Below are 12,505 nucleotides of genomic sequence, written 5' to 3'. Positions count from 1 at the left end.
CGTACCTAGGATTTGGAAAAGTTGGAGGCTAAGGTATGTTGTTGCGCTTTAGCGCTCTTACATATATAACTAAGAGCGCTGAAGCGCAACTACGTACCTCGGATTTGGAAGAGGACTGAAGTCCGCACGATCGAACCTTTTATAATCAAACAATGAGATAATTTTAAATATGCAACAACCCGAAACTTATCAAAATCTAACTAACTATCTCAAATCAGCACTGGGCATTCTCGAACTAGATAAAAACTCCCAACTTTACCGAGATACAACTTCTATTTGCGACTATCTCGCCAAACCAACTTTTCAAATCGCTGTCTTCGGGCCGTTTAATTACGGTAAGTCAACTTTGCTGAATGCAATGCTTGGAAATCGCGCTTTGCCGATCGACCTTGTGCCCACTACAGGTGCTGCCATTTATGTCAACTACGGCGACGAATTGCACGCAAAAATCACCCTCAAAGACGGCACAGAAGTCAGCGAAGCGGGGACTGACGTGTTAAAACGCTACGCCATCCTCGACGATAACCGACAGATGCGGGATGATGTCGCAGCCGTGAATGTGTATTGTCCCCACCCATTCCTGAAAACGGGTGTGGAATTGCTGGATTTGCCCGGAACTAACGATCGCCAAGAACAGGATAACTTAGTTCGGGATAAATTGCTGACCGCTGATTTAGTTGTCCAGGTTTTGGACGCTCGCAAATTGATGACTCTGGGCGAACGGGAGCACTTGAGAGACTGGTTGAGCGATCGCCAAATTAACACAGTCGTCTTTGTTGCCAATTTTCTCAATCTACTCGAACCAGAAGACCAAAAACAAGTATACAATCGATTGTTGTTTGTTGCCGAAAGTTTTCGCTCCAACTTGCCGAACAATATCAGCAATATCTACCGCGTCGATGCTTTGCCGGCTTTGCGGGCGAGGCTAAAAGGAGATGTGGCGGCTGCACAAACTACCGGAATTGCCATGTTTGAATCGGCGTTGCAAAGTATAGTCGCAAGTCAACAGGAACAACTAGCAGTTAAGTTGCCGAGAATTGAAGCCATAGCTACTAAGATTTGTCAATCTCTGCGAGCGAAATCTGAAACTGTCGCCACCGAAATAACAGCCGCTCAACAAAAGCAAAAAGACCGAATTGAAATTAAACAAAAAGCTGAAAAACTGATTTCACAAGGCTTTCAAGCCAGCGTTTCCGATTTCGAGATTTGGCTTTACCAGCCCACACTTTTGCGGCGCTATCAATCGGAAATGGCGCTGTCGCTTCAGCAAGGAAGTTTTGATGCGTGGAAGACAAAATTTGAGCAAGATGTACTGAACCAGCGGGAAACCATTGCAGAATGGGTAAATAAAGCTTGCGAGTTCTTCGATCGAGAACAGCCGATCGCCCTTTTGATCTCGTTTCCGCCCTCCCCGCAAATCGCGTTACCAGAACCGCCAACCGCCGCTGCTAAAAGGTCGATCGAGGGCGAAGTGACTCCAGTCGCGATCGCCACCGGCTTAGGTTGGCTGTTGGGCGGCCCAATGGGAGCAGCAGTAGTCGGCGGTGCTAGCTATATTTTGAAGAAAAGAACAGGCTATGAAAAGCCACCTGAATCGTCAGAAGCTTATCTAAATCAAGTAACAGAAATTTGCAACGAAGCTGCTAAAAACTATCTAATTGGTTTCAGTATCGATACTTTTTTAATGCTGCAACACTACAAGGAAATCGCCGCCAAAGTTATCTGTTTTCAAGACAGCAAAGAGCCGCTAAATATGAATGTTCAACAGTACCAGTTACAGTTAGTAAATAATTTAGTGGAAAATTTAGCAGCAGAATTAGATCGAATAAAAATCAGATGATTTTAGATTACTTTCATGGCACTGTCAAATCATCAATAACAGGCTTTCCGGCCAGCTATATCCTCCGTAGGGACACTCCAAGATCCCATTAGTGTCAACTTAAGCCGAAAGCCCACTAGGGTTTTAACCCCTGCCGGACTGCCGGACTCAGGGTTTGACGTTAAGTTGACACTCCTTGGGCAATTCCGTGTCCGTACCAAACCCGAATATGCTGTAAGTCCTGTTAACTAAATTTCATAGATTTCTAACGGTAAGTTGTCTGGATCTCTAAAAAAGGTAAACCGTTTTTCGGTAATTTCGTCAAGGCGAATTTCTTCTACTTCCACTTGTTGCGATTTCAAGTAAGCAACCGATGCTTCTATATCCTCGACTGCAAAAGCTAAATGTCTCAAACCGCAAGCTTCAGGATTGTTAACTCTTTTGGGAGGATGGGGAAATGAAAACAGTTCAATCATTGCGCTGCCGTTTCCGACTTGCAAATCTAGTTTGTAAGAATTCCTCTCGCTTCGGAAAGTTTCTTTGATTGTGGAACATCCCAAGACTTCTACATAAAATTTCTTTGACTTTTCGTAATCCGAGCAAATAATCGCCACATGATGTATTGCCTTTATTTCCATATTAAAAAAGTTAGTTAGTTGCGTTTTTTCAACAGCACAGCACGCTACTGACAATTATATTTGACTTCGAGCAAAACCTGCTAAATTCAGCACGCGCGGCGCAGCTATCCCGTAGGGAATCGCCCTATAAATTCCCCCGCCCAAATCTTAATTAGTAAAATTCCGCAAAAAAAGCACCCCACTTTGATAAAATGAGAGTTTTGCAGTCACTCACCCATTTGCATCTCAGGAGACAAGCACCATGGCCCGTATGTATTACAACGAAGACGCCAACCTAGACCTCTTAGCCAACAAAACGGTTGCTATCATCGGCTACGGTTCCCAAGGACACGCCCACGCCCTCAACCTCAAAGACAGCGGCATGAATGTCATTGTCGGTTTGTATCCCGGTAGCAAATCTGCCGCCAAAGCAACCGATGCAGGTTTAACTGTTCACCCGGTAGACAAAGCAGCCGCCGCCGCTGACTTCATCATGATTTTATTACCCGATGAAGTTCAAAAAACTATTTACAAAGAACAAATCGAACCTAACCTTTCAGCAGGAAATGTTTTAGCATTTGCTCACGGTTTTAACATTCACTTCGGCCAAGTTGTCCCCCCAGCCGACGTAGACGTAGTAATGGTAGCCCCCAAAGGCCCCGGACACTTGGTGCGCCGGACTTACGAACAAGGCGAAGGTGTTCCGAGTTTGTTTGCAGTATATCAGGATGCTTCGGGCCAAGCGCGCGATCGGGCAATGGCCTATGCTAAAGGTATCGGCGGCACCAGAGCCGGCATCCTCGAAACCACTTTCCGCGAAGAAACAGAAACCGACCTTTTTGGCGAACAAGTAGTTTTGTGCGGCGGTTTGAGCGCCTTAATTAAAGCTGGATTTGAAACCTTAGTTAACGCTGGATATCAACCAGAATTAGCTTATTTTGAATGTTTGCACGAAGTTAAACTTATCGTTGACTTAGTAGTAGAAGGAGGCCTCGCCAAAATGCGCGACAGCATCTCCAATACCGCAGAATACGGCGACTTAACTCGCGGCCCCCGCATCGTCACCGATGACACCCGCGCCGAAATGCGTAAAATTCTTAGCGAAATTCAATCCGGCCAATTTGCGCGCGAATTCGTTCTGGAAAACCAAGCCGGCAAACCGGGCTTTACTTCGATGCGCCGTCAGGAAGCAGAACATCCGATTGAAGAAGTTGGTAAAGATTTGCGCGCTATGTTTAGCTGGTTGAAAAAGCAAGCATAATCGATTTTGGATTTTAGATTTTAGATTTTAGATTTTTCGTTTTATCTAAGATCTAAAATCGCTAATCTAATAGTAATTGTCAAAAGTAGTCCTAGGGTGTGTCGCCACGAAAAATCCCTAAATAAGACAGAGAATCTCACAGCGACGCACCTGACAAGCAGCAGAAATAAACCCAACACCACTGAACAGACAAAAATCGGTCAATTGGTTCTTTCTTTGTCTTCCAACTTCCATCGGATTTCTGTCAACTGTCAACCCTTCTCTAAGCAAACTGTCAACTGTCAACCGTCAACTGTCAACCGTCAACCGTCAACTGTCAAAACTATCGACTAGGGTTTTTTTGCAAGTCCTCAATCTCCTTATCCCTTTCCTTGTTTACCTCTTTTGGCTTCACCCATGACGGCCACAAACTGACGAAGAACTTTCTACTTGCTAAGCTGGTATCTCTTACAGGTTTGGGGAGAAAAGTTAAACTGTCACCGTAAAGGGTAAACAGCGCTACAAACAGCAGCACTATCGGGATAATATTTTTTTTAGGCATGGCAGTTTCAGAGTTAAGTTTGTAAAAGTCCTTGTTTATATTTTGCCCTGGCGCGAACCAAAAATATCAGCGCTAAAGAAAAGAAATCCCAGGCATAAGCGGACGCAGCATGAAAAAGACAAGACTGCTAATTCGCAATATTATTCGACAAGGCTGACTACCAACTCACAATCTAAGTTCAAATGTACGGACTCGTGACACCTCAGAAACCCGGTTTCTTCGTAACTTTCTCGTTACTAAATGGGAAAACTCGTAGAAACCGGGTTTCTCGCCTATGCGTGGACAATCAAACTGTCCGAAGTATTTATGACTAATGGCTGCTGACTAATAACGTTCGCGAGTTCTTAAGGATCGCAAATTAAATAACTTACAATTTTCATTGTTATTGTGGGATGGGCGTCCCGCCCGTCCAGAAAGAACGGGCGGGACGCCCATCCCACAAATATGTGTAAATTATTTAATTCTCATTCCTAAGTTCGCACTAATAACTACTGTCAACTGTCAACTGTCAACTGTCAACTGTCAACTCACTACTTATTCCCTTGAATAAAATTTTGCACGACTGCATTAGTCTCAGGGGAAATTTCTGTTACCAGGCGCACTGGAATTGCATTGGTAGAAGCAAACTGCGCGTATTCGGGCGTTAGAAAAATAGCATATTTGTCAGCTTCTGCCGTTAGTTGAGCGGCAGTGGCCAGACTTATCGCTTTAATATAATTGCGTATGCTCACAGCTTGCTCGCCGACAACTTCATCGCCAGAAATTACTGTACTCGGTCTGCTAGCTTGGTCTAAGGTTGTACTCGGATCTTTGACGCTTAAGTGGGTTCCTCCTACAAAGCCGACTAGCCATTTGGGGGCGGTAATCTTTTGGAATCCGGCAATTTGTTCGACTAAGGCGGGTGTGGTTTTGTCGGCTGAAGATGCTACTATTAATGTAGGGATTTGAATGGCACTTAAACCCGTTTCTCCAAATAGTAATGATGTAGTGGGATTCATAACGATCGCCCTTTTTATCCTCACATCCCGCAATTGATACCGTTCTGCGGGCAATCGGGCCGCCGCGCACTGAATGCCTTCGCCCAAGCTAAACCCGATTAAATCCCCCTGACAGCGCTGTTTGAGCCCGGTCAATTGCAGTTCGGCACCGGCTACGGACAAGGCTGTGGCGCCGCCGAAGGAATAGCCCACGATCATCGATCGCTCGATCGCAATTTTCCCCTGCAAGTTATCATCAGTTTGGTTCAATTTTGCCAGTTCGTCGAGCACAAAACTGATATCTTTAGGACGGTCTAAAAACTCTCCAGAAGCGAGCAACTGAGACTTACCCGCGATCGCAGCCTTGGTATTTGTTTCGTTGCTTCCCGGATGTTCTACAGCAGCTACCACGTAGCCGTAGGACGCCAAATGCTCGGCTAAATAACGCAAATCCGTCCGCACCGAACCCAAACCGTGAGAAAACACGATCGTCGGTTTGTCCGCCGTCGCTGCTCTCGACCAATAGACATCAACAGGAATACGCCGATTGCGGGCGCTATCGTTCAAATCTAGCTTTAGTACCCGAACCGAATTCGGGCCGGGTTGGGTCGGGTCGAAAGGCGGGTTAAAGGCGGGTTTAGTGGCTGTTAATTGAGGTGCGATCGCGGCCATAAACCTCTGAGTTTGCCAAAAACCCGAGTTTAAATTGCTTAAAACTGCGAAAGCTCGATCGAGATCCACGACTACCCGCGCACTCGGATAAGATTCAATGAAACTCAATACCGATAAGCCTTCCGGCGCATTCGCCCCCAGCACCAAAGCCGCTCGCAGCGCTTCGACACCCGCACCGTCGCGCCTGGGAATGACTGTAGTCAAATCCGTCAAAATCGCAGTCCCGATGCGCGTATTTAGCAAGTTGCTCAAACCAACTACATTGAGAGGGATTTTCGCTTGAAGTGCTCCCAAAATTTGACTGCGCTGTGCGTCAGACAGCAGATTGGCGTATGCTTGCAGTCTGGGCGGGACTTTTCCGGTTTTTGCGAGCTCGCGCAAATCCGCCACCGAGATTGAGGATTCTAAAGGGCCTTTGCGGACAACAACTGTTTCTGTAGCTTTTGCAGGGGATATCATAGCGCCGAAAGTGCCGATCGCGATCGCGCCACAAACACTCGCGACTGAGGAAAACCATCTTAAATTTGGTCGGATGCTCATTTTTACCTGGTTCAACTAGAGGGATATTACTATATTCTTAAAATTGTCCCAGATACAGAGAAATTCTGTTCAAGTGTTGATAAATTGTCTGGGAATGCGATCGACAAAACCTCTCGGTATGTTTAAATGTCGATCGTCGCGATCCTATTAAGTATAATTGCCAATCAAACATGGCCATTTAGCTTAATGCACTACGCGAAATTGCGGTTGACATCATATTTTGTGTTTACTACGATAGTAAATAAAACCCTGCGATATCCCTGACCTTTGCATCAGAATGATCATTTTTCGAGTGCAGTGCGATCGTCCTCTGGCATTATATCGTTTCCGTCAGTCTTGAAAAAAATCAATTTACCTCAGCTATCAGGAGGATTTCAATGAATACACTGACACTTCCAGGCTACAAAATCACCACCTCAATCTCCGACGGGTTCAATACCAGCGTTTACCGGGGAATTAGACAGTCAGACGAACAACCAGTCATCATCAAAATCCTCAAGGCAGAATTTCCCACCCTCGAACAAATTACCCGCTTAAAAAACGAATATAAAATTACTCAGCATTTACACGCAGACAGCATCGTCACATATTACAGCCTCGAAACGTATCAAAACCGTCTCGCCCTGATTTCAGAAGATTTTGGAGGCAACTCCCTGGGTCAAATCATCTCAAAAAAGCTTGACTTAACAGCATTTTTAAACATTGGCATTCAGCTAGCATCAGCACTCAACTCGCTGCATCAAAACGGCATCATTCACAAAGACATCAAACCCTCCAACATTATCATCAACCTGGAAACAGGAATAGTTAAAATCACCGACTTCAGCATCGCTTCCCGGCTGAGCAAAGAAACTCCCCAAATTAACAGCGCTAACTTAGTTGAAGGTACAGTCGCCTATATGTCTCCCGAACAAACTGGGAGAATGAACCGCACCTTAGATTATCGCAGCGATTTCTATTCCCTAGGTGTCACATTTTACGAAATGCTGACAGGCAAATTGCCGTTTAAAAGCAACGATATTTTGGAACTGGTACACTGTCATATTGCCAAACATCCCGCGCCACCTTCTGAATGCAGGAGGAATTTAGAAAATAGCGATCTGGTTCCGCAAGTTGTTTCGGATATTGTGATGAAGCTTTTGGGAAAAAATGCCGAAGATAGATATCAAACAGCAGAGGGGATTAAGGCAGATTTAGAAAACTGTTTGAATTCTTGGCAGACAACTGGGGAAGTTGCTTATTTTGTACCCGGACAGTTGGATCGATCGGGACAATTGTCAATCCCTCAAAAACTCTACGGGCGAGAACTTGAAGTCGATAGTTTACTTGCTGCTTTTGAAAGGGTAGGGACACGGCAGTGCCGTGTCCCTACAGGTGATAGGGATTTACTCCCAGGGCGCAGCGAAATAGTCCTAGTTTCCGGTTATTCTGGGATTGGTAAAACCGCCATTGTCAATGAAGTTCACAAGCCAATTGTGCGACAGCGCGGCTATTTTATTAACGGCAAATTTGACCAATTTAAGCGCAACATTCCCTATGCAGCTTTGATTCAAGCTTTCGGGTCCTTAATCGGGCAGTTGCTGACTGAAAGCAGCGAAAATTTGCAAGCTTGGCGAGAAAAGTTAGCGGCGGCTTTGGGTACAAACGGTGCTGTGATTGTTGATGTAATTCCCGAGATTGAGCTAATTATTGGGAAACAGCCGGAAGTGCCACAACTGGGGGCTGCGGAATCTCAAAATCGGTTTAATCGAGTCTTTCAAGAGTTTATCGGCGTCTTTACTCGCGCAGAACATCCGCTGGTTATCTTTTTAGATGATTTGCAGTGGGCTGATTCGGCTTCGCTGAATTTAATGCAGTTGTTGCTTGGCAATTCGGAAAGTAAATACCTGCTGTTGATTGGTGCTTATCGGGATAATGAAGTTCATCCGACTCATCCGCTCGTACAGGCGATCGAGCAAATTGCCAAAACTGGTACTCCAGTCAATAATATTGTATTGCAACCGCTGGATTTCGGCAATGTTTGCGAATTAATTGCCGATACTATCACGGCTAACGACAAGGTGAGATTGCTGGCTGAGTTGATTTTCCACAAAACGGGCGGTAATCCTTTCTTCATCACGCAGCTTTTGCAAGCGCTGTATCAAGAAAATCTGTTACACTTTGAGTTGAGCAGCGGTAGTTGGCAGTGGGATTTAGCGCAGATTCAGGCGATCGGCATTACCGACAAAAGTGTCGTGGAATTGGTAGCCAGCCGCATCGAAAAACTTCCGGAAACTACGCAGCGAGTCTTAAAATTGGCGGCTTGTATTGGCGAAATTGTCAACGAACAATCCCAGGCGCAAGCAGCTAGCGAACTCTGGGCGGCGCTGCAAACTGGATTGGTTCTCCCGTTGAGTAATGCTTACAAAATTCCCCTGGTTGGAGGCTGGGGACTGGATAATTTGCTGGGGCGGGCACGGGGGCACAGCCCCTACGAGCAATCCAAGATTGCGTACAAATTCCTGCACGACAGAGTGCAGCAAGCAGCTTATTCTCTGATTCCAGACGCCCAAAAGCAAGCAACGCACCTAAAAATCGGTCAATTGCTGCTAGAAAATACTCCCGTCGCTGACATTGACGATAATGTGTTTGATATTGTCAACCAACTGAATATTGGGGTTGAATTTCTCACAAAAAAAACCGAAAAAGATGAATTGGCAAAACTGAATCTGATCGCCGGGAAAAAAGCTAAAGCATCCAATGCTTACGAAGCTGCGGTCAGGTATTTGAATGTCAGTTTGGAACTCATTAACTCCTCCCAGTCCCCCGTCGCTATAAGCTCAAGTTGGGATACTGATTATGACTTGACGCTGAATCTGCACGTAGAAGCAGCCGAAGCCGAGTATCTGAATACTAACTTTGGGCGATCGCAAGAATTAGCAGATATCGTGTTGGAACAAGCTACAAACCTGCTCGACCAAATTAAAGGCTACGAACTGCAAATCCAGTCTTATCATTCTCAAAAGCAGCTTTTACAAGCCATAGATACTGGTTTGCAAGCTTTGGGAATATTGGGACTGTCCCTATCTGAAATCCCCCCAGAGGGTCTGACTGGAATTAAGTTACCTTCACTTGATGAACTCAACCAAATTCCTGTCATAACTGATGGCTATCAGTTGGCTATCATGCGGATACTTGCGATGCTGGTTTCTCCTGTTATTATCGCAAAATCAGAACTATTGCCACAACTTATCTTCACGATGGTCAATTTTTCTACCGCCCGTGGTAGTTCAGCACTTGGGGCGATCGCCTATAGTTGGTATGGCGTGCTGCTGACTGCGGCATTGGGAGAGATAGAGGCTGGATATCATTCTGGACAGTTAGCTTTGAAGCTATTAGATCAATTCAATGCTAAACAACTTAAATGCAACGTTAATAACACATTCAACGCTTTAATACGGCACTGGAAAGACCATGCCAGAAAGACAATTTTACCTTTAATAGATGCCATGCAAAGTGGCTTAGAAACAGGAGATATACAATACAGCGTTTACGCTAGCTACAACTGTTTGATAGGTTTATTCTTTATCGGAGAGCCGCTAAATACTGTAGAAGAAAAGCAATTGCAATACTTCACTTTGGCACAGCAACTAAAACAAGAGCTTGCGAAAGACTTAATTGAAATATGGGGACAACTTCTTTTAAAATTACAAAATAAATCTGCAAATAAATTTCATATTGCAGATGAAAACCTTAATGAAAAAGAAATATTGCCTCGACTGCAAAGCACCAACAATACAATGGGAATTTTTAACTTTTATTGTGCCAACATGGTGAGTAATTACTTCTTTAAAGAACCCAAAAAAGCAGTTGACAACGCATCTTTAGCTGCCGGATATGCACAAGCAGTAATTGGCTTTACAATCGTCGGTACACACAATTTTTACTATTCCCTGGCACTCCTCGCTGTCTATCCAACTGCTGACTGTGCAGCACAAGAAAAACACTTGATGCAAGTAGCAGCAAATCAGGAAAAAATGCACAAATGGGCGCACCACGCCCCCATGAACTATCAGCACAAATACGACTTGGTAGAAGCCGAAAAAGCACGAGTTTTCGGTAAAAATTGGGAAGCCGCAGATTATTATGACAAAGCCATTCAAGGAGCAAAAGAGGCTCAAGTATATCTCACAGAATCATACTACGGTTACATCCACTGGGGAGCGATCGCCAAAGTCAAAGATTTAGAAGCCCGATATCCCCAATTAGTCGCCCAAACCCTCAACCGAGAAACTAAAACCCGCGATTTAACTGTCACCGCCACGACAACAACCACCAGCAGCGATTTCAGTAAATCCTTAGATATCGGCACCTTCGTCAAAGCATCTCAAGCAATTACCAGCGAAATTGTCCTGGATAAATTGCTCGCCAGTTTGATCGAGATTTTGTTAGAAAATGCCGCCGCTCAAAAAGCTGTGCTGATGCTCTACAAAGATGATAGTCTTTTGATCCAAGCAGCTTGTACGTCAGAGCAAAATCAAGCCGTTGTCTTGCAATCCCTTCCCGTTGAAATTAGTCAAGATTTGCCAGTTTCTATTGTTAACTATGTTGCTCGAACTCAAAAAGACTTGGTTTTAAACAATGCAGCGTCAGACGGCTTGTTTACCGAAGATCCATATATTGTCAGCAGTCAGCCAAAGTCAATTCTTTGCAATCCAGTCATCTATCAGGGCCAACTCACAGGCATTCTGTACCTGGAAAATAACTTAGCAGTGGGTGCTTTTTCTCCCGAAAGATTGCAAGTTTTAAAAGTTTTGACTTCTCAAGTTGCGATCGCCCTAGAAAATGCTAAACTCTACGCAAAAGCACAACAAAAGTCGCAGCAACTAGAACAATCTTTGCACAAGTTGCAGCAAACCCAAGCTCAACTGGTGCAAACGGAAAAAATCTCAAGTTTGGGGCAGTTGGTAGCAGGAGTTGCTCACGAAGTCAATAACCCCGTTGGCTTTATTTCCGGCAATCTCCACCACGCTAATGATTATGTACGAGATTTGATTTGCATTGTCAATCTTTACCAGCAGCACTACCCACAGCCGGTACAGGAAATTGCAGAAGCAGCAGAAGATATGGAACTCGATTATCTGATGGAAGATTTGCCTAAAATGCTGGGTTCTATGCAGTTAGGAACCGATCGCATTCGTGATATCATGCAATCATTACGCAACTTCTCGCGCGTTGACGGTAATGAAAAAAAACCGGCCGACATTCATGCAGGTATCGAGAGTACGTTGATGATTTTACAGCACCGCTTGAAAGCTAATGCGGAACGTCCGTCAATTCAAGTGATTAAGGAATACGGCGACTTACCTGCGGTTGAGTGCTACAGCGGACAACTCAATCAGGTGTTTATGAATTTGCTCTCAAATGCGATCGATGCTTTGGATGAGTCGAATGCTTCACGTACTTACGCTGACATTGATAAGCATCCTAATATTATCACAGTTTGCACCGAAGTCAAGGATGTGAAGGAAGAAGGAATAAGGAAGAAGGAAGAAGGAAGAAGGAAGAAGGAAGAAGGAAGAGGGAATAAGGAAGAAGGAAGAGAGAATAAGGAAGAAGTAAGAGGGGGGAAAAGTGAGAGTTTTGCGGTGATTCGGATTAAGGATAATGGGCGGGGGATGCCTGAAGCAACGCGGTGTAAATTGTTCGATCCGTTTTTTACCACTAAGCCGGAGGGGAAAGGTACGGGATTGGGATTGTCGATTAGCTATCAAATTGTAGTCGAAAAACACGGCGGTGCGATCGAGTGTATTTCGGAACCGGGAAAAGGTGCGGAGTTTGTGATAGCAATTCCCTTAAATTAGAGAAGGATTAGAGAAGAAAACCGGGCGAATATAATTCGCGTCTATACAGACACTCACGCGCCTCCGCGGGTTGAAAAAAACCCGGCGAATATAATTCGTGTCTATACAGACACTCACGCGCCTCCGTGGGTTGAAGAAAACCCGGCGAATATGATTGGTGTCTATACAGACAACCGGGCGAATAGGATTCGCGTCTATACAGACACTCACGCGCCTGCGCGGGTTGAAAACGGGG

Annotated in this window: 6 protein-coding genes; 3 read left to right on the top strand and 3 right to left on the bottom strand. The window is 45.0% G+C overall.

The window, feature by feature from the left end; translation table 11 throughout:
- Window positions 1-169: 169 nt before the first annotated feature.
- Window positions 170-1,840 carry a dynamin family protein gene (locus JGK20_RS20785; RefSeq protein ID WP_293178715.1) on the top strand — a complete coding sequence of 557 codons (1,671 nt, stop codon included), beginning with the start codon at window positions 170-172 and terminating at the stop codon, window positions 1,838-1,840.
- A 227-nt stretch (window positions 1,841-2,067) separates the two neighbouring features.
- Here JGK20_RS20785 and JGK20_RS20780 read toward each other — a convergent pair whose 3' ends face one another.
- Window positions 2,068-2,457 (bottom strand): VOC family protein, encoded by a 390-nt coding sequence (locus JGK20_RS20780; RefSeq protein WP_293178716.1) that lies wholly within the window; start codon window positions 2,455-2,457, stop codon window positions 2,068-2,070.
- A 241-nt stretch (window positions 2,458-2,698) separates the two neighbouring features.
- Between JGK20_RS20780 and ilvC the strand changes: the two genes are divergently transcribed.
- Window positions 2,699-3,697: a ketol-acid reductoisomerase gene (ilvC, locus tag JGK20_RS20775; RefSeq protein ID WP_293178718.1), complete on the top strand. Its 999-nt coding sequence runs from the start codon at window positions 2,699-2,701 to the stop codon at window positions 3,695-3,697.
- A gap of 322 nt (window positions 3,698-4,019) precedes the next feature.
- Here ilvC and JGK20_RS20770 read toward each other — a convergent pair whose 3' ends face one another.
- Together JGK20_RS20770 and JGK20_RS20765 are read right to left on the bottom strand one after the other, a co-directional pair.
- Entirely contained in the window at window positions 4,020-4,238 is a 219-nt protein-coding gene (locus JGK20_RS20770; RefSeq protein WP_293198933.1) for a hypothetical protein, read from the bottom strand.
- Window positions 4,239-4,768: 530 nt separating this feature from the next.
- The gene (locus JGK20_RS20765) at window positions 4,769-6,427 is read right to left on the bottom strand and encodes an alpha/beta hydrolase (RefSeq protein ID WP_293193514.1); all 1,659 of its coding nucleotides are present in this window, start codon (window positions 6,425-6,427) and stop codon (window positions 4,769-4,771) included.
- 377 nt (window positions 6,428-6,804) lie between these two features.
- On the opposite strand from JGK20_RS20765, the gene JGK20_RS20760 reads away from it, so the two are divergent.
- A complete protein-coding gene (locus JGK20_RS20760) occupies window positions 6,805-12,270 on the top strand; it encodes an ATP-binding sensor histidine kinase (RefSeq protein ID WP_293231983.1) in 5,466 nt (1,821 codons plus the stop codon).
- Window positions 12,271-12,505: the final 235 nt, after the last annotated feature.

The sequence above is a fragment of the Microcoleus sp. PH2017_05_CCC_O_A genome (assembly GCF_020738785.1).
Taxonomy (GTDB): Bacteria; Cyanobacteriota; Cyanobacteriia; order Cyanobacteriales; family Microcoleaceae; genus Microcoleus.
This window is presented reverse-complemented; position numbering and strand designations above follow the sequence as displayed.